This is a genomic window from Streptomyces sp. NPDC058052 (assembly GCF_042885515.1).
Classification (GTDB): Bacteria; Actinomycetota; Actinomycetes; order Streptomycetales; family Streptomycetaceae; genus Streptomyces.
The window spans coordinates 54,006-74,953 of the sequence record NZ_JBHVRX010000023.1; the positions used below are offsets into that span (position 1 = coordinate 54,006).

18 protein-coding genes, 4 tRNA genes and 1 other RNA gene are annotated in these 20,948 nt (G+C 73.0%); 7 read left to right on the forward strand and 16 right to left on the reverse strand.

The window, feature by feature from the left end; genetic code table 11:
* Window positions 1-3: 3 nt before the first annotated feature.
* Window positions 4-1,068, reverse strand: a complete 1,065-nt coding sequence (locus ACFVU3_RS27530) for an aldo/keto reductase (RefSeq protein WP_390070298.1) — start codon at window positions 1,066-1,068, stop codon at window positions 4-6.
* A 241-nt stretch (window positions 1,069-1,309) separates the two neighbouring features.
* Entirely contained in the window at window positions 1,310-2,128 is an 819-nt protein-coding gene (locus ACFVU3_RS27535; protein ID WP_390070300.1) for an alpha/beta fold hydrolase, read from the reverse strand.
* Between the two features lie 101 nt (window positions 2,129-2,229).
* On the opposite strand from ACFVU3_RS27535, the gene ACFVU3_RS27540 reads away from it, so the two are divergent.
* Window positions 2,230-2,703, forward strand: coding sequence for a carboxymuconolactone decarboxylase family protein (locus ACFVU3_RS27540; protein WP_390070302.1), 474 nt, complete (start codon window positions 2,230-2,232; stop codon window positions 2,701-2,703).
* Window positions 2,704-2,706: 3 nt separating this feature from the next.
* Here ACFVU3_RS27540 and ACFVU3_RS27545 read toward each other — a convergent pair whose 3' ends face one another.
* The 6 genes from ACFVU3_RS27545 to ACFVU3_RS27570 all read right to left on the reverse strand — a co-directional run bounded on the left by ACFVU3_RS27545 (window position 2,707) and on the right by ACFVU3_RS27570 (window position 7,234).
* Window positions 2,707-2,916: a DUF4287 domain-containing protein gene (locus ACFVU3_RS27545; protein WP_390070304.1), complete on the reverse strand. Its 210-nt coding sequence runs from the start codon at window positions 2,914-2,916 to the stop codon at window positions 2,707-2,709.
* Between the two features lie 65 nt (window positions 2,917-2,981).
* Complete coding sequence (locus ACFVU3_RS27550) at window positions 2,982-5,237, reverse strand: FtsX-like permease family protein (protein WP_390070306.1); 2,256 nt, start codon at window positions 5,235-5,237, stop codon at window positions 2,982-2,984.
* The gene (locus ACFVU3_RS27555) at window positions 5,234-5,908 is read right to left on the reverse strand and encodes an ABC transporter ATP-binding protein (RefSeq protein ID WP_390070308.1); all 675 of its coding nucleotides are present in this window, start codon (window positions 5,906-5,908) and stop codon (window positions 5,234-5,236) included. Before ACFVU3_RS27555 ends, ACFVU3_RS27550 begins: the two co-directional genes overlap by 4 nt.
* 58 nt (window positions 5,909-5,966) lie before the next feature.
* The gene (locus ACFVU3_RS27560; RefSeq protein WP_390070310.1) at window positions 5,967-6,383 is read right to left on the reverse strand and encodes a hypothetical protein; all 417 of its coding nucleotides are present in this window, start codon (window positions 6,381-6,383) and stop codon (window positions 5,967-5,969) included.
* Between the two features lie 380 nt (window positions 6,384-6,763).
* On the reverse strand, window positions 6,764-6,916 hold the full coding sequence (locus ACFVU3_RS27565; protein ID WP_390070311.1) for a hypothetical protein: 153 nt from the start codon (window positions 6,914-6,916) through the stop codon (window positions 6,764-6,766).
* Between the two features lie 230 nt (window positions 6,917-7,146).
* Window positions 7,147-7,234, reverse strand: a tRNA-Ser gene (locus ACFVU3_RS27570).
* Window positions 7,235-7,341: 107 nt separating this feature from the next.
* Between ACFVU3_RS27570 and ffs the strand changes: the two genes are divergently transcribed.
* The 6 genes from ffs (at window position 7,342) to ACFVU3_RS27600 (ending at window position 15,922) form a co-directional block, all read left to right on the forward strand.
* Window positions 7,342-7,440: signal recognition particle sRNA small type (gene ffs, locus ACFVU3_RS27575), an RNA gene on the forward strand.
* A gap of 300 nt (window positions 7,441-7,740) precedes the next feature.
* The gene (locus ACFVU3_RS27580; RefSeq protein WP_390070312.1) at window positions 7,741-9,882 is read left to right on the forward strand and encodes a DNA polymerase III subunit gamma and tau; all 2,142 of its coding nucleotides are present in this window, start codon (window positions 7,741-7,743) and stop codon (window positions 9,880-9,882) included.
* Window positions 9,883-9,943: 61 nt separating this feature from the next.
* A complete protein-coding gene (gene purD, locus ACFVU3_RS27585) occupies window positions 9,944-11,194 on the forward strand; it encodes a phosphoribosylamine--glycine ligase (protein ID WP_390070314.1) in 1,251 nt (416 codons plus the stop codon).
* Between the two features lie 251 nt (window positions 11,195-11,445).
* Window positions 11,446-13,269, forward strand: a complete 1,824-nt coding sequence (locus ACFVU3_RS27590) for a hypothetical protein (protein WP_390070315.1) — start codon at window positions 11,446-11,448, stop codon at window positions 13,267-13,269.
* Window positions 13,270-13,467: 198 nt separating this feature from the next.
* Window positions 13,468-14,928, forward strand: a complete 1,461-nt coding sequence (locus tag ACFVU3_RS27595; RefSeq protein WP_390070317.1) for a N,N-dimethylformamidase beta subunit family domain-containing protein — start codon at window positions 13,468-13,470, stop codon at window positions 14,926-14,928.
* Between the two features lie 85 nt (window positions 14,929-15,013).
* Window positions 15,014-15,922, forward strand: coding sequence for a phosphoribosylaminoimidazolesuccinocarboxamide synthase (locus tag ACFVU3_RS27600; protein WP_390070318.1), 909 nt, complete (start codon window positions 15,014-15,016; stop codon window positions 15,920-15,922).
* A 128-nt stretch (window positions 15,923-16,050) separates the two neighbouring features.
* On the opposite strand, the gene ACFVU3_RS27605 is transcribed toward ACFVU3_RS27600, so the two are convergent.
* The 8 genes from ACFVU3_RS27605 to ACFVU3_RS27640 form a co-directional block, all read right to left on the reverse strand.
* Window positions 16,051-16,123 (reverse strand) — tRNA-Gly (locus tag ACFVU3_RS27605).
* A gap of 22 nt (window positions 16,124-16,145) precedes the next feature.
* The gene (locus tag ACFVU3_RS27610) at window positions 16,146-16,760 is read right to left on the reverse strand and encodes a response regulator transcription factor (protein ID WP_031011447.1); all 615 of its coding nucleotides are present in this window, start codon (window positions 16,758-16,760) and stop codon (window positions 16,146-16,148) included.
* Entirely contained in the window at window positions 16,757-18,022 is a 1,266-nt protein-coding gene (locus ACFVU3_RS27615; RefSeq protein ID WP_390070321.1) for a sensor histidine kinase, read from the reverse strand. Before ACFVU3_RS27615 ends, ACFVU3_RS27610 begins: the two co-directional genes overlap by 4 nt.
* Window positions 18,023-18,050: 28 nt before the next feature.
* Window positions 18,051-18,848 carry an ABC transporter permease gene (locus ACFVU3_RS27620; protein ID WP_390070323.1) on the reverse strand — a complete coding sequence of 266 codons (798 nt, stop codon included), beginning with the start codon at window positions 18,846-18,848 and terminating at the stop codon, window positions 18,051-18,053.
* Window positions 18,845-19,795, reverse strand: a complete 951-nt coding sequence (locus ACFVU3_RS27625; RefSeq protein WP_390070325.1) for an ABC transporter ATP-binding protein — start codon at window positions 19,793-19,795, stop codon at window positions 18,845-18,847. Before ACFVU3_RS27625 ends, ACFVU3_RS27620 begins: the two co-directional genes overlap by 4 nt.
* Before the next feature lie 177 nt (window positions 19,796-19,972).
* A tRNA-Gly gene (locus tag ACFVU3_RS27630) sits at window positions 19,973-20,045 on the reverse strand.
* An 81-nt stretch (window positions 20,046-20,126) separates the two neighbouring features.
* Window positions 20,127-20,198, reverse strand: a tRNA-Gly gene (locus ACFVU3_RS27635).
* A 134-nt stretch (window positions 20,199-20,332) separates the two neighbouring features.
* Window positions 20,333-20,674, reverse strand: a complete 342-nt coding sequence (locus ACFVU3_RS27640) for an Lsr2 family protein (RefSeq protein WP_390070327.1) — start codon at window positions 20,672-20,674, stop codon at window positions 20,333-20,335.
* Window positions 20,675-20,948 lie beyond the last annotated feature (274 nt).

Here is a 20,948-nt window from a genome sequence, read left to right on the forward strand (position 1 = left end):
GGCTCAGGAGCCGGCGGCGGCCCGCTCGCCCAACGGCCGCCGCCGCAGCGCCGGTTCGGTGAGGGAGGCCGGCCGCCAGACGCCGTCGGCCCGGTAGAGGTCGGTCCCGGGCGGCACGATCGCGTCGATCCGGTCCAGCGCCTCGTCGTCCAGGACGAGCGAGGCGCCCTTCAGCAGCCCGTCCAGCTGCTCCCCCGTCCGCGGCCCGAGGATCACCGAGGTCACGGCCGGGTGCGCGGCGGCGAAGGCGACCGCCAGCTCGGGCAGCGAGCAGCCGATGTCCTCGGCGAGCAGGGCCAGTTCCTCGACCGCGTCGAGCTTCGCCGCGTTCTCGGGGAGGGCGGGGTCGAAGCGGTGCGGGGTGATCGCCGCCCGCCCGCGCGAGAGGTCGACCGCCCGCCCCTTCCGGTACGCCCCCGACAGATACCCGGAGGCGAGCGGCGCCCAGGTCAGCACGCCCATCCCGTACCGCTGCGCCAGCGGCAGCACCGCCGTCTCCACCCCGCGCGCCAGCAGCGAGTAGGGCGGCTGCTCGGTCCGGAACCGCCGCAGCCCGCGCCGCTCGGCGACCGCGTGCGCCTCGACGATCCGCTCGGCGGGGAAGGCCGAACAGCCGAAGGCCCGGATCTTCCCCTGGGAGACCAGGTCGCCGAGGACGTCCAGGGTCTCCTCGATGTCGGTCCGGTGGTCGGGCCGGTGCACCTGGTACAGGTCGATCCGGTCCGTCCCGAGCCGCGCCAGACTGGCCTCCACGGCCCGCACGATCCACCGCCGCGAGAGCCCGCCCCGCGCGGGCCCCTCCCCGCCGACGGGGAAGTACACCTTGCTCGCGAGCACGGTCTCGTCCCGGCGGCGCGGATCGCGCAACGCCTTCCCGACGATCTCCTCGGACTCGCCCGCCGAGTACATGTCGGCGGTGTCGACGAAGTTGATCCCCCGGTCGAGCGCGGAATGGATGATCCGCACGGCGTCCTGATGGTCGGGATTCCCGACCGACCCGAACATCATCGTGCCGAGGCAGTAGGTGCTGACTTCGATCCCGGTCCCACCGAGTATCCGATAGCGCATGCGCCGCACCCTAGAGCCTGGAGCCGACTCCAGGACAAGCCCGCGACGTCACGCCCCGGGCCTGCCCGCTCGCAGCCCCGGCCCCTCACCGCCCCACCCCCGCCCCGCCCCGGCCGGTCACCGCCTCATCCATCCCCGCCCCGCCCCGGCCGGTCACCGCCTCATCCATCCCCGCCCCGCCCCGGCCGGTCACCGCCTCATCCATCCTCGCTCCGCCCCGGCCCCGCACCGCCCCGGCCGGTCACCGTACCGCCGCCGCGACGTCCCGCAGGAACGCCGCCACCGCCCCGAACACCTCCTCCGGCCGCTCCAGATGGACGTCGTGACCGGCGCCCGGCAGGGAGACGCCGCGCAGCCCCGGCCGGCGCCGCGCCATCCCGTCCCACACCTCGGCGCCGATGATCCCCTTCTCGCCGAGGACACCGAGCAGCGGCACCTCGATCGCGTCCCACTCGTCCCACCAGCCGCGGAGCGCGTTCTCGGCGAGCGAGGCGGCCAGCACGGCGACGTCGAACCGCGGCCACCACCCGCCGTCCCGCTCCTCAAGACCGGAGGCCCACCCCTCGCCGAGGCCGCTGCCCCCGAAGTACGCGACGGCCGCCTCCCGGCTCGCGAACGGCACCGGCCACCCCTTTAGCCAGCCCACGACCTGCGCCACGTCCTCGGGCGTCGACCGGTCGGGCCCGGCCTCGACCAGGACCGCCCCGGCGACGAGGGGATGCCGCCGGGCCGCGGCGAGCAGCGCGGCCAGCCCCCCGTAGGACTGCCCGACGAGCACGAACGGCCGCCCGCCGCCGCACTCCTCGACGACCCCGAGTACGTCCTCCGCGTAGGCCGCGCGGGAGACGTCCCCGGGCCGCCGCTCGCTCGCCCCGTGCCCGCGCTGATCCAGCGCGACCACCCGGTACCCGTCGGCGCTCAGCCGACCGGCGAGCCCGTCCCACTCCCCGCAGTGCCCGGCGAGCCCGTGCAGCAGCAGTACGCCGGCCCCGTCCCCGCCCCAGTCGCGCAGCGACAGCCGCACACCCCCACGCTCGAACTCCCGCGTGACGTAGCTCACATCCACTTCGGTCCCACCCCTGTCACATCCGCGCGGCGCACTCCGTCAATCCCATGAAAGCCCACGGAGAACACACCCGCCCCACCTCACGGAGGAACCCCATGGACGCCCGCCTCAACCTCTTCGCCAGCCCCATCGCCGCCAAGGTCGTCAAGCACCTCGCCTCGGCCGGCTTCGGCATCCCGGACGCCGTGCTCCCGCACAGCACCCAGGAGCTGGTGAAGATCCGCGCGAGCCAGCTCAACGGCTGCGGCTTCTGCCTCGACATGCATACCAAGGACGCCGCCGCGGCCGGCGAGACCGCCCTCCGCCTCCACCTGGTCGCCGCCTGGCGCGAGGCCAAGGTCTTCACGGAGGCCGAGCGCGCCGCCCTCGAACTGACCGAGCAGGGCACCCGCCTCGCCGACCACCACACCGGCGTCACCGACGCGGCCTGGGAGAACGCGGCGAAGCACTACGACGAGGAGCAGCTCGCCGCCCTGGTCTCCCTCATCGCCCTGATCAACGCGTTCAACCGCATCAACGTCATGACCCAGCAGCCGGCCGGCGACTACGTGCCGGGCCAGTTCGCCTGACCGCTACCGCCCGTCCTCGGCCCGGACGGCGGCCACGAGCGCGTTCGCGTGCCCGTGCCCGAGCCCGTGCTCGCTCTTCAGCCAGCCGACGAGCTCCATGTGTTTGCTGAGCGGCGAGGAACGGATGACCTCGAACCACTCGGACACGGGCCGCCCGTACGTGGCCTCGATGGAAGGGAAGTAACTGGCGGGACCCTTGGGGGAATCGGACACGACGACCTCCGGAACGACGACGGCGACGGACAACGACGAAGAAGAGACTCCGCCGCCCCCCGAAACTAATCGCGCCGGATGTGCTCGGGATCCACATGCCGCCGCACCATCGGCACGGAGGCCACCCCCGCGATGACGAGCACCCCCACCGCACTCCCCAGCAACAGCGGCAACCCCTCCCAGTCCCAGTGCACGGCCCCGCCCCCGGTGATCAGGTAACTCGACTCGGCCAGCCACCCCGCCACCACGGCCCCACCCAGCCCCACCCCCAACGGCACGACCACCTGCACCACCTGCACCACCCGCAAGGTCCGCCCCCGAGCCCCCAGCAACGCCAGAGCGGCCACCTGCCCCCGCCGCTCCAGCGCCCGATCAGCCACAGAAACCACAAACGCCGCCACCCCGACGACGAGCCCGAGCACCATGCCGGTCCCCAGCAGGCTCCGCACCACTGTCAGCTGCGCCAACGCCTCGACAGCGATCCCCACCGCCTCCACCTCGGCCGTAGGCACCACCGCCCCCACCCCATCCAGCACCCGCCGCACGGTCTCCGCATCCGCATCGGACACCAACGTCAGACTTCCCGCCCCAGCAGCAAGGCTCCGGGGCACCAGTGAGGGTGGTACGAGCAGGCTGCCGGAGGCGAAGACCGAGATGTCGTAGGGGTGGGTGTCGACCCGGTGGAGCGGCACGGTGAGCGACGTCTTCCGACCGTCTTCCAGTGCGAAGGGGAAACGCACCCCGGGTTCAGGGTCGTCCCAGTACGCCGCCCGGTCGTCGTGCAGCTGTTGGATCCTGCCGTCCTGGCACCCGGCGCTCCGTTCGGTCAGCGCTTTCAGCTGCGCACAGGTGGCGACGATCGCTGTCACAGTCGGCCTGATCTCGTCGGAGAAGTCGTCCCAGGACTCGTACGAGACCACGTGGTCTCGGACTCCTGGCACACGCACCACCGCCCCGCGCTGCGCAGGGCTCAGGTCCTTCAGATTGATCCGGTACTCCTGAAGCGGAGCCGTACGCCGGCTCACCTGGTCCAGTTCGATGAGCACGCCCTGGGTGAGCGAGGCACCGAACACCAGGAGCACGAGTCCGGTGACCACCCGGAGCGAGGAGCCCGGATCCACCTCGGTACGCCGCATCGCCAACGTCAGCGGAAGCGACTTGCTGATTCCCGCGAGGCGCCGCGCGAGCCAGGCGGTGACGGGAGGCAGTCCGAAGACGAGCCCGGCGCCGGTCAGCAGCACGGCACAAGGGACGAGCGTGGAGCTGGCGGACCCACCGGACGGGTCCCGCCCCATCACGCTCATCACGCAGTAGCCGCTGATCACGCCCAGCCCCGGAACCAGCAGCAGCGTCCCGAACTTCCGCGGCGGCCTGCGTTCCGCCGTCCGGCGCACCGCGATGGGCGAGAGAGCTGCCCGGCGGGCGCTGAACAGACCGACGATCCAGGCGAGCGCGGGACACCCGACCAGGCACACCGCCACGGTCGCCCACTCGGGCCGCCCGTCTGCCGGGTACCACCGCAACCCCGGGAGGCCGACCCGCGCCATGATCTCGTTGACCCCGAGGTACCCGGCGAGCCCGAGCACGGACCCGAGACCCGCCGCTGCGACGGTCTCCGCTGCGTTGACCCGCACTGTGCCTTTGATGCTGAGACCTACCAACCGCAGCGCTGCCAGCCGCCGTGCACGTGATTCGCCGGACAGACGAGCGCAGACGGACAGGAAGATGACCAACGGAAGGAGAACGACGCAGGCGAGTGTGAACCGCAGGATGTCGAGCGTCGAGGGTTCGATGACGGGATGCCAAGGGTGATCGATGCCGAAGCTCCCCAAAGGCAGGGCATCTGGAATCCGGTCCGGTGTGGTGCCGATATAGGCATAGAGATCGTCAGGGCCCCCCAGGCCCTCAGGGGCGATCAAACCGATGACGCGCCCCGGGACGAGTCCTCGTGCCCCGGCGCTGGTCTCCATGACCTGGCTGAGCTTCGGCGAGACGATCGCCTCGCCGGCGGTCGGCAGCCGTTCGATGCCTGGAGGGAGCGGAACGGGTCCCGGTGCTTTCCGGGCCAGAAACGTGCGCTGCAATGGCTGCGAGCCGTAGGGATCCAGCAGCTCGTAGAACACGACGTTGCTGTGCTTGCCCGGCTGGATCTCCCGGGCCTGCGTTCTCGCGTCGTGGGATGCGACGATCGTGGGAATGGTCATGACGGCCGCTAGGCAGGCCACACCGAGTGCGGATCCGAGCGCCATGAGCAGGAATCGAATACGTCCTCGGCGACCGCTGCCCCAGAGGAGACGGAACCCGAGCAGCAGCGGGTTCACACTGCCACCCGCTGGGCTAGGACACCGTCCGACATCGTGTACTGGGAGTCGGCCTTAGCCGCGACGGCGGCATCGTGAGTGACGATGACGACAGCCGTGCGCTGGCTCCTGGCCAACTGCAGAAACTCGTCCAGCACATGAGCCGCGTTCGTGCTGTCCAGAGCACCCGTCGGCTCGTCGGCGAACACGACGTCAGGGCGATGTACGAGAGCGCGCGCCACCGCAACGCGTTGGGCCTGGCCTCCGGAGAGTTTCGAAGTCCTGCGGCGCAGAAGGTCCCCCAAGCCCAGCCGTCCCAGCACCTGAGCAGCGATCGCGTGAGCACGGTTCTTGTCGATACCGGCGAGACGGAGTGGTAGCGCCGCATTCTCTTCGACAGTCAATTCGGAGAGGAGTTCCCCGTACTGGAACACGAAGCCGATCCGCTCCCGACGTAAGGCACTCAGCTCGTCATCGGGCAGTGTGGAGAACGGAACTCCTTCGAAGGAGACGGTGCCGTTGGTGGGCGGAAGAACGCCGGCGAGGCAGTACAGCAGGGATGACTTGCCCGACCCGCTGCTCCCCGTGATCGCAGCTACTTCGCCCCGTGCCAGGCTGAAGTCGGCTCCGCGTACTGCGTGCTGCTCGCCGTAGAAGAGGTCCACGCCCTCGGCGCGGAGGACGGTGTCCATCGCTTGAGCTCCAATGAGAAGGGGAGCCGCCCGAAGGCGGCTCCCGCGCGGCTACTGGCTACTTCCGCTTGAACAGACGGAGCGGCGTGCAGTTGTCCGGCCTGAGCGAACCCCGGTCCCGGCAGAGGTGCATACGGACCTCCTTCGTGACGAGGACCGCGCCGTCGGAGAGCACCTTGTCGACCGTGACGGCCTTCCGCTGGACTCCGCGAATCTCTCCCCACGGGTACGAGTAGACCCTCAGCCGCAGGTACACGTTGTGGCCATCGTTGGGCTTCTCGTCCTTCAGAGTGCCCTTCACATGCAGACCGCTCGGGACGATGTTCTTGGACTGCCACGCCCACCGGCCCTTGAAGCTGGCCCCGGGGGTAGCGAGCTTCATCTCGTGCCATGAGCTCGCGGCTGCACCCCCCGCCCCGGCGAAGAACAGCCCCGCGACGACCGCCGCCGTTACCGACTTCCTCAACTTCCCCATGAGTTGCCCCTGATGCTTGATGAGCCGACTGGTCGTCACAGAACGTATCGGCTCCGCTACGGGGTGGATGGCGCAGGAACGTCCCTCCGTCTGATCACCGCCCGATCCGGTGAACGGAACGTCGAAAAAGCATCTCTTCCATGGAGCGGATTCACGGGTGTGACGGCATGAAAATGCAGGTCAGAGGTGGTTTCGCGCAGGTTTGGGCAGGCGGACCGCAAGCCCGTAGGAGTGATCATCGGTGCGCCTGCGTGAAGGGATCCGCACCGCTCCCAGAGGACGCGCGCATGCGTAGCGACCTCACTCCCCGTCACGAGTTCCGCTGGAACGGCCCGCCTCCGCCGACGACCCCTGTGCCGGATCCGGGTGATGCCGATGGATCAGAAGGTGGAGGCCCAGCGGACCCGGATGCGGTATCGCGGGCTCCGGGAGGCCATGCGCCGCACGGAGGCCGCCATGCGGGAGGCCGGCGCGACCGGCGAGGAGATCGCCCGGGAGCTGGTCGACATGCGCAGCCAGGCCAAGGCGATCACCCGCGCCGGGATGCCCCAGGAGGACGTCCGCGCCCTGAAGGCCCGGAACCAGGCGGGTGCGGCAATCCCCTCGGCCCCACTCCTGGCCGCAGGGCGTCGACGCCTCCACGCGCACCGGCTACGCGGTCGACCGCGAGCTGAGCCTGGAGTACCGCCCCTGCCCCGTGTGACCGGCCCGGGCCGGGAAACGCCGAAGGGCCGGACCGTTTTCACGGTCCGGCCCTTCGGGCTGGCGGAGGATACGAGATTCGAACTCGTGAGGGGTTGCCCCCAACACGCTTTCCAAGCGTGCGCCCTAGGCCACTAGGCGAATCCTCCGGGAAGAACATTACATGACCGTGGAGGGTGCTCGCGAACGTGATCCGTGGGGTGGGGAAGGTGCGGGGGAGAGGGTCGGGGAAGCGGCTCCGATCGGGTAGTCTGGGCGGAGCCCCTCACGCGGCGCTATCTGACTGAACTCCCCCAGGGCCGGAAGGCAGCAAGGGTAGGTCGGCTCTGGCGGGTGCGTGGGGGGCGCTTGCGTTCCCGGAGTCTCGGAGAGCCGGAGACTCGGGGAGTTCTGAGAGCCGGGGAGTTCTGAGACTCGGGGAGTCTGAGAGCCGGAGACTCGGGGAGTTCTGAGAGCCGGAGACTCGGAGGGCCCGCGAGGGCCTGGGGGCCTCGGAGGTTTCCCCGGCGCTACGGGATCAAGCCTCGCGCCCCTGCCCGGCGGCGGACCCCGTCCCGCCGGCCCCTTCCCCCGCCACGCCCCCCACGACCCGACTCCGCCCCGCCCCTCCCTCTCCTTTCCCGGGTTGTCGGCGGGCGCCTATAACCTCGTATACGTGTCGTCTCTCGCGCTGTACCGCCGCTACCGCCCCGAGTCCTTCGCCGAGGTCATCGGGCAGGAGCATGTCACCGACCCGTTGCAGCAGGCCCTGCGGAACAACCGGGTCAATCACGCGTACCTGTTCAGCGGGCCGCGCGGCTGTGGCAAGACGACCAGCGCGCGGATCCTGGCGCGGTGCCTGAACTGTGAGCAGGGGCCGACGCCCACGCCCTGCGGGGAGTGCCAGTCCTGCCGGGACCTCGCGCGCAACGGGCCGGGGTCGATCGACGTCATCGAGATCGACGCCGCCTCGCACGGTGGTGTGGACGACGCCCGTGACCTGCGGGAGAAGGCGTTCTTCGGGCCCGCCTCCAGCCGGTACAAGATCTACATCATCGACGAGGCCCACATGGTCACCTCGGCGGGCTTCAACGCCCTGCTGAAGGTGGTCGAGGAGCCGCCGGAGCACCTCAAGTTCATCTTCGCGACGACCGAGCCCGAGAAGGTCATCGGGACCATCCGGTCGCGCACCCACCACTACCCGTTCCGGCTGGTGCCGCCGGGGACGCTCCGGGAGTACCTCGGCGAGGTGTGCGGGCGGGAGGGGATCCCCGTCGAGGACGGGGTGCTGCCGCTCGTCGTGCGGGCCGGCGCCGGATCCGTGCGTGACTCGATGTCGGTGATGGACCAGCTCCTCGCCGGTGCCGGCGAGGACGGTGTGACGTACGCCATGGCGACCTCGCTGCTCGGTTATACGGACGGGTCGCTGCTCGACTCCGTCGTGGACGCCTTCGCCTCGGGCGACGGCGCGGCGGCCTTCGAGGTCGTCGACCGGGTCATCGAGGGCGGGAACGACCCCCGGAGGTTCGTCGCCGACCTGCTGGAGCGGCTGCGGGACCTGGTGATCCTGGCCGCCGTCCCCGACGCCGCCGAGAAGGGGCTCATCGACGCGCCCGTCGACGTCGTGGAGCGGATGCAGGCCCAGGCGTCGGTGTTCGGCGCCGCCGAGCTGAGCCGCGCCGCCGACCTCGTCAACGAGGGGCTGACCGAGATGCGCGGCGCCACCTCGCCGCGCCTCCAGCTGGAGCTGATCTGCGCGCGCGTGCTGCTGCCCGCCGCCTTCGACGACGAGCGGTCGCTGCTCGCGCGCCTCGACCGGCTGGAGCGCGGGGCGGCCGCCGCGCCGCCGGCCGCCGCCGTCTTCACGCCGGCGCCGCCCGCCGGACCGCCGATGGGGTACGTCCCCGGCCCCGACGCCCATACGCCGATGGCCCCGCCGCCGCCCCCGCAGCAGGCCGCCCCGGCCCCCGCGCCCGCCCCCGTCCAGGCCGCGCAGCAGCCGCCGGCCCAGCCGGAGGCGGCCCGGCCCGGTGCCTGGCCCGGGGCCGCGCGCCCCGGTGGCTGGCCGACCGCCGCGCCCCAGGCCGCCGCGCCCGCGCCCGCCCCGGCCTCCCCGCCGCAGGCGCAGCCGCAGCCGGCCGGGCAGGCTCCGTCCGGCGACATGGCGGCCGGCGCCGCCCAGGTGCGGAACATGTGGCCGTCCGTCCTCGAAGCCGTCAAGAACCGGCGCCGCTTCACCTGGATCCTGCTCAGCCAGAACGCGCAGGTGGCCGGGTTCGACGGCACCACGCTCCAGATCGGCTTCCTCAACGCGGGCGCGCGGGACAACTTCGCGAGCAGCGGCAGCGAGGACGTCCTCAAGGCCGCGCTCGCCGAGCAGTTCAACGTGCACTGGAAGGTCGAGGCGATCGTCGACCCGTCCGGCGGCTCCGCGCCCCCGCCCGGCGCGGGCTCCTTCTCCGGCGGCGGCGGTGGCGGCTTCGGCGGTGGAGGCGGTGGCGGCTTCGGCGGTGGCGGAGGTGGCGGAGGCGGTGGCGGTGGCTTCGGCGGCGGGCGGCCCCCGGCCCCGGCCCCGGCCGCGCCGTCCGTCCCGCAGGCGGCCGCGCCCGCTCCCGCGCAGGCCGCCCCGCCCGTCCCCCAGGCCGCCGCGCAGGCCCCGGCGCCCGCTCCCGTACAGCGGCAGCCGCAGCCCGTCGCGCCCGAGGACGACGTGCCGGAGGAGGACGATCCGGACCTCGTCGAGTCGGCGCTCTCCGGGCACGAGCTGATCGTCCGCGAGCTCGGCGCCACCGTTGTGGAGGAATACACGAACGACTAGGGCCGTCTCGCTCGGTGGCCCGCACAAGGTCCTTGCCGGCCGGCGGGCTACCCTGGCTGGCGTGAAGGTCCTCGTCATCGGCGGCGGCGCCCGCGAACACGCCCTGTGCCGCTCTCTCTCCCTCGATCCCGACGTCACCGCTCTGCACTGCGCGCCCGGCAACGCCGGAATCGCCGAGGTCGCCGAGCTGCACGCCGTCGACCAGCTGGACGGCGGCGCGGTCGCCGCGCTCGCCACCGGCCTCGGCGCCGACCTGGTCGTCGTCGGCCCGGAGGCGCCGCTCGTCGCCGGTGTCGCCGACGCCGTCCGCGCCGTCGGCATCCCGGTCTTCGGCCCCTCCCAGGAGGCGGCGCTGCTCGAGGGCTCCAAGGCGTTCGCCAAGGACGTCATGGCCGGCGCCGGCGTGCCGACCGCCCGCAGCTACGTCTGCACCACCCCCGCCGAGATCGACGAGGCCCTCGACGCCTTCGGCGCCCCGTACGTCGTCAAGGACGACGGTCTCGCGGCCGGCAAGGGCGTCGTCGTCACCGAGGACGTCGAGACGGCCCGCGCCCACGCGCTCGCCTGCGACCGCGTGGTCATCGAGGAGTACCTGGACGGCCCCGAGGTCTCCCTCTTCGCGATCACCGACGGCACCACCGTCCTCCCGCTCCAGCCCGCGCAGGACTTCAAGCGCGCGCTCGACGGCGACGAGGGCCCCAACACCGGCGGCATGGGCGCCTACTCGCCGCTGCCCTGGGCCGACCCGAAGCTGGTCGACGAGGTCCTGGAGACCGTCCTCCAGCCGACCGTCGACGAGCTGCGCCGCCGCGGCACCCCCTTCTCCGGCCTGCTCTACGCGGGTCTGGCGATCACCAGCCGCGGCGTGCGGGTCATCGAGTTCAACGCCCGCTTCGGCGACCCCGAGACGCAGGTCGTCCTGGCCCGTCTGAAGACCCCGCTCGCGGGCGTGCTGCTGCACTCGGCCAACGGCACCCTCGCCGACCAGGCCCCGCTGGCCTGGCGCGACGACGCCGCCGTCACCGTGGTCGTCGCCTCGCACAACTACCCGGACACCCCGCGCACCGGCGACCCCATCGAGGGCCTCGCCGAGATCGCGGAGCAGGACGCCCCGCACGCGTACGTGCTGCACGCGGGCACCAAGCGGGACGGCGAGGCGGTCGTGAGCGCCGGCGGCCGCGTCCTGTCCGTCACCGCCACCGGTTCGGACCTGGCGCAGGCCCGCGAGCGCGCCTACGCGGCAGTCGGCCGCATCCGCCTTGACGGTTCCCAGCACCGTACGGACATCGCCCTCAAGGCCGCCGGAGCCTGACCCGTCACGGGAGTACGGGCGCGGTCGCGCAGTCAAGCGCACGGCCGCGCCACCGGCACCACCTTTACCCAAAGCCATTCGTTCGGGTGACGACTCGCCTATCTGGATGACGCCCGCCGAACCCCCAACTAGGGTGCGGCGCAGGCGTTCCGGCACTTGGCCCACCGGCATTGCGATGTCGGTGACGGGTGCCACAGTGGGGGAGTGAGCAACACCACCACGGGTAGTCCCGTCGAGGACAGGCAGAGGGGGTGAGGTACGGCGTGTCCGGCAGCGGCTTCGGAAACGGCGGCAGCGACAGCGGCCTCGGCGAGGAGTGGGGCGTGCGGGCCGCGCGCTCCCGCGCCCTCGCCGTCCTCCGCGTCCGGGGGCGGGCGCTCGGCGCCTCCATCCTCCCGGCCGCCGTCGCCGTCGTGCTGTACGCGGGCGAGGTCACCGGCCACTTCACCGGTACGGGCTGGACCACCGCCCTCTGGATCACGACCGTCCTCGCGGTCCTCGTCCTCCTCGCCGCCGCGGCCGTCGCCCTCGTCGTCGCCCGCGCGCGCCCGGCCGTCACGCCGACGGTGGAGCTCACCGAGACCGCCGCCCCCGACCTGCACCGCCTCGTGCGGGACCTGGCCGACCGGCTCGGCGTCCCCGCGCCCTCCGCGATAGCCCTGACCCCGGACTGCGACAGCTGGCTGGAGGACCGCTCCCACCGGGCGCACGCCCGAGCCGGAGGGCCCGGCGCGGCCTCCGCCCGGGGCGCGGCCTCCGCCCCCGTCCTCGTCATAGGCTCCCCGTTCCTGTGGTGGATGCGGGTCGGCGAGCTGCGCGCGGTCCTCGCCCCCGTCGTCGCCGGCACCGGCCCCGCCGCCGACCCCGACATAGCCGCCGCCCGCCGCTTCGTCCGCGGGCTCGACGCGGCCGTCGCCGTCCCCGGCGAGCCCGGCCTCGGCCCGCTGCGCCGGGGCGTCGGCCGGGTGGCCCGGCTGCTGTTGCGGGCCTGCGGCACGCACGCCGCCGAGATGGAGCGCGGTGTCGCCGCCGCCGGATCCGAGCGGGCCCAGGCCGTGGACCACGGGACCCGGATCGTCGCCCAGGAGCAGGTCGGCCTCGCCTACGCGGGCTGGGACCGGCTCCTCACCCGGGTCGCGCTGCCCGCCTGGCGGGTGGGCCGCTGGCCCTCCCGCCTCGACGCGGGCGTGGTCTCCGCGCTGACCGAACTGTCGCACCGCGACCGCCTCGCCGAGGGCTTCTCCTCCCGGCTCGGCGAGCGCCCGGCCTGCGACCTCCTGGAGGAGCCCGGCGCCGTCGACGAGGCCGCCTCCCTGCTCGCCGCCCGGCTCTTCCACGGCGGCCCCGCCGAGCCCGGCCCGGACTGGGCTCCGGTCGAGTGGAGCCGGTACCCGGAGGAGGTCGTCGACCGGAAGTGGCGCGCGGACGCGGCCCGCCTCCACGACGTCCTCGACCGCCTGACCGCGGCCCCCGTCCCCGGCACTCCCGAGGGCCCGACCCTCACCCGGGTCCTCAGCCACCTGACGGCCCCGCCGGAGACCGGCCCCTCGGCGGACGACGAGCCCGCGGCCGCCCCGTACCGGGACCTGGACCCGCCGGAGGACGACGACCTCCCCGTCGTACCGGCCGGCGCGGAGGACGGGGACGAGGCCGACGACGAGCCCGGCAACCCGGCCGCCGACGCGCTCGCCGCCGCGCTCAGCGCCCAGGTCGCCCGCGAGGAGGCCGAGCGGGAGGCCCGGGTCGCGGCCGCCGCGCCGGCGGGCGGCGACCCCGCCGGGTTCACCGGCCCCGACGGGCCCTGGCCGCTCTGCCCGCTGCTCCCGCCCCGCACCGGCCGGGACCTGCTCGCCGACCACGTGACCGCCCTGGTCTGCTGCGCCGCCGTCGACACCACCGGCGCGGCGCCCGGCCTCGACTGGCTCGACGGGCCCGCGCTGCTCGTCGGCGGCGAGCGGGCGGCGGACCTCGGACCGCGCGTGCTGGCCCTGGTCGAGGAGGGCGACCCGGCACCGCTGCGGGCCTGGCTCAGCAGCACGGGCGTCCGCCCGGAGAAGCCCGTCCGCCTCGTCTGAGGCCCACCGGGGCCGCCCGCCGCGGGCGGTCCCGGCGACGGCCCTACCGGAGGGTCGTGTTCCACCTTCATCGATTTCACGACGAACGGTGACGGACCGCGTGCGTTATGTGATGTGCTGGAGACCGGCACTGACAGGGGCACCATCCGCGGGCAGGGGCCGGCGGCACTGACCGGGGGAGTCGAGGAGGGGCGCGTCATGGGGGCGGAGCAGATCAGACGCTGGGAGTCGGGCGCGCTCGCGCACGCCGTCTCCGATCCCTTCGGCCAGGGCCCGCTGCCCTGGCTGCGCGGTTCGGAGAACTACTTCGACGACACGGGGCAGATGGTCCCCTGGTACGCGGACGAGACCCTCGCCGGGGGCGGCGCCGGAGGACCCCGCACCGCCGACGACGTACGCCGCCAGATCAAGGGCTTCGCCTCCGGCGGCGCCGTGGCCCCCGGCGAGTCGATCGACTTCCACGTCACCGTGGACCCGCCGCAGCCGTTCTCGGTCGACGTCTACCGGATCGGCCACTACGGCGGCGACGGCGCCGCGAAGATCACCACGAGCCCGCGGCTCTCCGGCATCGTCCAGCCGCCCCCGCTCACCGCCGACCGCACGGTCTCCTGCCACCACTGGTGGCAGTCGTGGCGGCTCCAGGTCCCGAGCTACTGGTCGATCGGCGCGTACGTCGCCGTCCTCACCACCGCCGACGGCTACCGCTCCCACGTCCCCTTCACGGTCCGCGACTCCCACCCGGCGGACCTCCTCCTCGTCCTCCCGGACGTGACCTGGCAGGCGTACAACCTCTACCCGGAGGACGGGCACACCGGCGCCAGCCTCTACCACGCCTGGGACGAGGAGGGCCGGCTGCTCGGCGAGGAGGACGCGGCCATCACCGTCTCCTTCGACCGGCCGTACGCGGGCGCGGGCCTGCCCCTGCACGTCGGCCACGCCTACGACTTCATCCGCTGGGCGGAGCGGTACGGCTACGACCTCGCCTACGCCGAGACCCGCGACCTGCACGCCGGCCGGATCGACCCGACCCGCTACCGGGGCCTGGTCTTCCCCGGCCACGACGAGTACTGGTCCGCCCCGATGCGCAAGGCCGCCGAACGCGCCCGCGACCAGGGCACCTCGCTCGTCTTCCTCTCCGCCAACACCATGTACTGGCACGTGGAGCTGGGCCCCTCCCCGTCCGGCGTCCCGGACCGGCTGCTCACCTGCCGCAAGCGCCGGGGCCCCGGCCGCCCCGCCCTGTGGCGCGAGGTGGACCGTCCCGAGCAGCAGCTCCTCGGCATCCAGTACGCGGGCCGGGTGCCCGAGCCGCACCCGCTCGTCGTGCGGAACGCGGAGCACTGGCTCTGGGAGGCGACCGGCGCCGGCGACGGCGACGAGCTGCCCGGCCTGGTCGCGGGAGAGGCGGACCGCTACTTCCCGCGCACCGCCCTCCCCGAGCACGAGAGCCGCATCCTGCTCGCCCACTCGCCCTACCGGGACGGCGACGGCGTCCTGCGCCACCAGGAGACCAGCCTCTACCGGGCGCCGTCCGGGGCCTGGGTCTTCGCCTCCGGAACCTTCGCCTGGTCGCCGGCGCTGGACCGGCCGGGCCATGTCGACGCCCGCGTCCAGCGCGCCACCGCCAACCTCCTCGACCGCATCTGTAAGAGGGACTGACCGGGGCGGGCCGCCCCGGTCGGCGGGCCCGGTCGCGCGTGCGAGAGAATCGGACCGTTCCTGGATCAACCTACGCGGAGGAACCGTGTCCGGATTCGTAGAAAAGCCCGAGCCCGTCGAGGTCCCGGGCCTGACCCACCTGCACACGGGCAAGGTGCGCGACCTGTACCGGAACGGGGCCGGCGAGCTCGTGATGGTGGCGAGCGACCGCATGTCCGCGTACGACTGGGTCCTGCCCACCGAGATCCCGGACAAGGGCCGCGTCCTCACCCAGCTCTCCCTGTGGTGGTTCGACCAGCTCTCCGACCTGGCGCCGAACCACGTCCTCTCCACCGAGCTGCCGGCCGGCGCCCCCGCCGACTGGGCGGGCCGCACCCTGATCTGCAAGTCGCTCGACATGGTCCCGGTCGAGTGCGTCGCCCGTGGCTACCTCACCGGCTCCGGCCTCGTCGAGTACGACGAGTCCCGCACGGTCTGCGGCCTCGCGCTCCCCGAGGGGCTGACCGACGGCTCCGAGCTGCCCGCGCCGATCTTCACCCCGGCGACCAAGGCCGCCGTCGGCGACCACGACGAGAACGTCTCCTACGAGGAAGTGGCCCGCCAGGTCGGCGCGGAGACCGCCGCCCTGCTGCGCCAGACCACCCTCGCCGTCTACAGCCGGGCCCGGGACATCGCCCGCGAGCGGGGCATCATCCTGGCCGACACCAAGTTCGAGTTCGGCTTCGAGGGCGAGACGCTGATCCTCGCCGACGAGGTGCTGACCCCGGACTCCTCCCGCTTCTGGCCGGCCGACCAGTGGCAGCCGGGCCGCGCCCAGCCCTCGTACGACAAGCAGTTCGTGCGGAACTGGCTGACCTCCCCGGCCTCCGGCTGGGACCGCAAGAGCGAGCAGCCGCCGCCGGCGCTCCCGCAGGAGATCGTGGACGCCACCCGCGCCAAGTACCTGGAGGCGTACGAGCTGCTGACCGGCAAGTCCTGGTCCGACCGCTTCTAGCCGACCCGGACCGGTGCCGTACGGGTCCCCGCCCGGGGCCCGTACGGCCGCCCGGGCTCGTGCGGCACCGACCGCTGTCCGCGCACACGACGAAGGCCCCGGTTCGATGAACCGGGGCCTTCACACTGAGCGGACGACGAGATTCGAACTCGCGACCCTCACCTTGGCAAGGTGATGCTCTACCAACTGAGCCACGTCCGCATGCGCCGTAGCGCGCTGCTAACTATACCCAACCTTTCGACCGGGCGAGACGCACTGCCGCGTGCCGGTTCTCCGCACCGAGTTTCGCGGCGGCGGAGGAGAGGTAGTTGCGGACCGTGCCGGGGGAGAGCGCGGCCCGCCGGGCGATCTCCGTGACGGGGGCGCCGTCGGCGGCGAGTTCGAGCACCTCGGCCTCGCGGGCGGTCAGCGGCGAGTCTCCGGCGGCGATCGCGTCGGCCGCCAACTCCGGGTCCACATAGCGGTTTCCGGCGTGCACGGTACGGATCAGCTCGGCCAGCCGCTGGGCGCTGACGGTCTTCGGCGCGAAGCCGCGGACGCCCGCCGCGAGGGCCCGCTTGAGGTGGCCGGGGCGGCCGTGACTGGTCACGATCATCGTGCGGCAGTCGGGGAGTTCGTCCCGGATCGATGTGGCCACCGTCACACCGTCCGCCCCCGGCATCTGGAGGTCGAGGACGGCGACGTCGGGCCGGTGGGCGCGGGCCATGGCGAGCGCCTCGGGTCCGGTCGCGGCCTCGGCGACGACGACCAGGTCGTCCTCCAGGGCGAGCAGGGCGGCGAGCGCGCCCCGGATCAGGTGCTCGTCGTCGGCGAGCAGGACGCGTACGGGCTCGGTCACGCGACCGTCTCCCTCTCCTGTCGGGTGCCGGAGGTCCCCGGCACGGCCAGCGGCACCCGGGCGGTGACGCGGAAGGACTGCGGGTCCGTGAACCCGGCCTCCAGGGTGCCGCCCACCGCGCCGAGCCGTTCGCGCAGTCCGGCGAGGCCGGAGCCGGTACGCCCGGGGGCGGCGGCCCCGTCCCGCACCACCGCCCCGTCGTTCTCGACAGTCAGCAGGACCGTCTCCGCCGACCGCCGCAGGGTGATCGCGCAGCGGCGGGCGTCGCCGTGGCGCAGCACGTTGGTGGTGGTCTCGCGGACGACCCAGCCGAGCGCGGACTGCACCCCGGAGGGCAGGTCGAGGGCGGGGGCGGTGACGGCGCAGTCGATGCCGGCGGCGTCGAGGACTCCGCGGGCGCCCTCCAGTTCGACCCTCAGGTCGGCCTCCCGGTAGCCGCGGACGACCTCCCGGACCTCCCGCTGGGACTCCTGGGCGATCCGCTGGACCTCGGTCATCTGGTCCACGCTCTCGGGCCGGCCGCGCAGGGCGAGCTGGACGGCCAGCTCGCTCTTGAGCGCGATCACCGACAGGTTGCGGCCCATGACGTCGTGCAGGTCGCGGCCGAAGCGGAGCCGCTCCTCGGCGACGGCGAGCCGGGCCTTGAGGTCGCGGGAGCGCTCCAGCTCCTGGACGACGCGCAGCAGCCAGGAGGAGAAGCCGCAGGCGGCGGCGTACCCACCACCGCCGACGAGGATGCCGGCCAAGGTGGCCACGGACGCCGGCAGGCCGTGGCCGAAGGCGGCGACCGGCAGCGCGGCGGCGACGGCGGTGCCGAGGACCGCGCCCGCCATCTCCCGGACCCGGTCCAGGCAGAGGACGAGTGCGCCGCCGGTGAAGAGCGAGGTGACGACGATCACACCCGCGTTCACCGAGGCGTCGGGCAGCGCGCCGGCCGTCCACAGCCCGGCGATCGCGATGTCGGCGACGGCGGTGGCGGCGGCGAGGACGACCGCGAGGCGGACCGGCCGCGGCCGGGTGCCGGTGGTGTGGTCGAAGGCCCGGGAGGCGAGCGTCACGCAGAGCCCGCAGTGGACCACGATCCACAGGAGGAGGCCGGTCGCTCCGGCCGTGCCGAGCGCGCTGTCCTCGCCGCGGCTGAGCGGGAGGCCGCCGAGCGCGACCAGTTCGACCGGGGCCATGAGGTGGAAGGTCCACCGGGTGTACAGCTCGACCTTCCCGGCGACGCTGCGCCGTGACCACCATCCCGTCATCGAGGACATCCCGTCCTGTCTCCCCTCCGGTCCCGCCCTAGCGCCGGGGCTCCCAGCGGAACCAGCGGCGGACCGCCCACCCCGTCAGGACGCCCCAGGCCACTGTATTGAGGGCGGCGGTGAGGAGGCTGCCCGCGTGCGCGGTGCCGAGCCAGCCGGCCCGGACGAACTCCATGGCGCCGCTCAGCGGAAGCAGCTGGGCGAGGTCGGCGGCGAGACCGGGCAGGGCGTCGCGGGGGACGAAGAGGCCGGAGCCGAAGGAGGAGACGAGGAAGAGCGGCAGGGTGGTGAGGCCGGCGCTCTCGACGGTGCGGGTGATGGTGGTGGTGAGCGCGGCGAGCCCGGCGAGCAGCACGATCGCGGTGACGAGGCCGAGGACCAGCAGGTCGGGGCGGGCGGGGGCGTCGGCATCGAGCAGGGTGAAGCCGCCGATGGTGAGGATCGCGCACTGGACGAGGGCGATGGCGGTGGCGGGCAGGGCGGCGCCGGCGAGGATCTCGGTGTCGGTGGCCTCGCCGGTGCGCAGCCGCTTGAGGACGAGCTCCTCGCGGCGGGCGGTGAGGCTGGAGACGAAGCTCATGTAGACGACGAGCAGCAGGACCATGCCGGTGCCGCCGATGAGGGTGGCGGCGGAGAGGGAGATCCCGAGGGTGGCCTCGTCGATGCCCTTGAGGGAGGACCGCAGCAGGAAGATCATCAGCAGCGGCATGGCGGCGGCGATGAAGAGGTTGTTGCGGTTGCGGCCGAGGAGGGTCAGCTCGGCCCGGCCGAGGGCGGCGAGCCGGGTGAGGGTGGTGGACGGCCTGCCGGTGGTGGTGGGTGCGGTCGCGCTCATCGGGTCACGGACTCCTTCGGGCCGGCGGGGGTGTCCTCCGTGCGGGAGGCGATGTCGAGGAACGCCTCTTCGAGGGAGGCGGAGCGGGCGTCGAGCCCGTCGAGCCGGACGCCGTGGTCGCGGGCCCAGCCGAGGAGTTCGGTGAGGTCGTCCTGGAGGGCGTGGGTGCGGATCTCGATCCGGTCGCCGTCGGCGGCGGCCTTCAGTCCGAGCGGAAGCCGGGCAGCGGGCACGTCGGCGGGGAGCGCGAAGCGGATCCGGGCGGGCTGGGCGGCGGTGACCTCGGCGGGGGTGCCGGAGAGGACGATCCGGCCGGCGTGCATGATCGCGAGCCGGTCGGCGAGGGACTCGGCCTCCTCCAGGTAGTGCGTGGTGAGGAGGACGGTGGTGCCCTGCTCGCGCAGGGAGCGGACGAGGGCCCAGGTGTCGCGGCGGCCCTCGGCGTCGAGGCCGGTGGTGGGCTCGTCGAGGAAGAGGACCTCGGGGCGCCCGAGGAGGGCGCAGGCGAGGTCGAGGCGGCGGCGTTCGCCGCCGGACAGCTGCTTGATCCGCACCTTCTCGCGGCCGGTGAGCCCGACGGAGGCGAGGGCCTCGCCGGCGGGCCGGGCGCCGCTGGTGACACCGGCCCACATGCGCACGGTCTCGGCGACGGTGAGGTCGGAGGGGAAGCCGCCCTCCTGGAGCATGACGCCGATGCGCGGGCGGACGGCGGAGCGTTCGCGGTACGGGTCGTGGCCGAGGACGCGGGCGGTGCCGCCGGTCGGGGCGGCGAGGCCCTCCAGGAGTTCGACCGTGGAGGTCTTGCCGGCGCCGTTGGTGCCGAGGAGGGCGAAGATCTCGCCCCGGGGCACGGTGAGCGAGATGCCGCGCACGGCCTCGAAACCGCCGTCGTAGCTGCGGCTCAGGTCGGTCGCCTCGATGGCCGGTGTGGGGGCTTCAGCTGTCATGGCTCCAGCCTCCCGTCCGGATCGGGCGGAGGGCAGTGCGCGCTGTCATCTCCCGCACTGACAAATGTCATGAGGGGCCATGAGGAAGACGGGAAGACGGGAGGAGGGGCGAAGTGGAGGGGAGAGAGGGAGAAACGACGAAGGCCCCGGTTCATTGAACCGGGGCCTTCAACCCTGAGCGGACGACGAGATTCGAACTCGCGACCCTCACCTTGGCAAGGTGATGCTCTACCAACTGAGCCACGTCCGCATTGCTCCCGACCGGCTTTCACCGGGCGGTGCGAGCACCACTCTACCTGATCCACCGGAGTGGTCGGTAACCGTGATGCAGAGCGGGTGACAGGGATCGCACACTGCGCCTTCCCCCTGGAAGGGGGACGTTCTACTACTGAACTACACCCGCACGCTGCGTGGGGTTCGGCTTTTCGGCCTTGCCCCTCGGCGTGTTCCAGACTCTAGCGGATCATGGGGGGTGGAATGCAAATCGGCTCCGCCCCCCGTGCCGCGGACCCCGCTCCGCCCGGTGTCCGCGCGGTGTCAGCTCGCGGCGCGGAACGCCTCGTAGACCCGCTTGGGGATGCGGCCCCGGGCCGGCACGTCCATCTTGTTGGACTGGGCCCAGGCGCGGACCGCCGCCGGGTCGGGGGCGAGGGCGGTGTGCGTGAACGTGGTGGTGGCTCCGGTCACACCGGCCGCCGCCTTGCCCGTCTGCTTCCGCCCGGCCGCGAGGTAGGGCGCGAGGGCCTTGCGGAGTTTCTTTGCATTGGCAGCATTCAGGTCGATCTCGTACATCTTCCCGTCGAGACCGAACGCGACCGTTTCCGCCGCTTCTCCGCCGTCGATGTCGTCGGAGAGGGTGACCACCACTCGCTGCGCCACGGATATCGGTCCTTTCCTGTGGCCCGCCACCTGTCAAGGGCTGTGGGTGCGCCTCTGACGTGCGGTGACACCAGGCCGCTGACTGCCCGGGGACAATGCTGTTTTCCTCTGGATTCCTTTGTACAGCGACGGGTGTCGCATTGTGAAGCCCTGTCAATTGTCTCAGCGTGTCCCGGGGCAATGGGGCGCGCAATATTTCACTCGCATTTCATGTGCGGCGGGGTGTAGGGGGTTTGGAGTGGATCTTCGCCGGGGGGTGGCTTCCGGCCTGGGC

What these genes read in the sequence shown, in the direction of transcription:
- ACFVU3_RS27530 (WP_390070298.1), bottom strand. Translation starts at nt 1,068, where the DNA reads ATGCGCTATCGGATACTCGGTGGGACCGGGATCGAAGTCAGCACCTAC.
- ACFVU3_RS27540 (WP_390070302.1), top strand. Translation starts at nt 2,230, where the DNA reads ATGGACGCCCGCCTCAACCTCTTCGCCAGCCCCATCGCCGCCAAGGTC.
- ACFVU3_RS27555 (WP_390070308.1), bottom strand. Translation starts at nt 5,908, where the DNA reads ATGGACACCGTCCTCCGCGCCGAGGGCGTGGACCTCTTCTACGGCGAG.
- ACFVU3_RS27560 (WP_390070310.1), bottom strand. Translation starts at nt 6,383, where the DNA reads ATGGGGAAGTTGAGGAAGTCGGTAACGGCGGCGGTCGTCGCGGGGCTG.
- ACFVU3_RS27595 (WP_390070317.1), top strand. Translation starts at nt 13,468, where the DNA reads ATGGGGGCGGAGCAGATCAGACGCTGGGAGTCGGGCGCGCTCGCGCAC.
- ACFVU3_RS27615 (WP_390070321.1), bottom strand. Translation starts at nt 18,022, where the DNA reads ATGTCCTCGATGACGGGATGGTGGTCACGGCGCAGCGTCGCCGGGAAG.
- ACFVU3_RS27620 (WP_390070323.1), bottom strand. Translation starts at nt 18,848, where the DNA reads ATGAGCGCGACCGCACCCACCACCACCGGCAGGCCGTCCACCACCCTC.
- ACFVU3_RS27625 (WP_390070325.1), bottom strand. Translation starts at nt 19,795, where the DNA reads ATGACAGCTGAAGCCCCCACACCGGCCATCGAGGCGACCGACCTGAGC.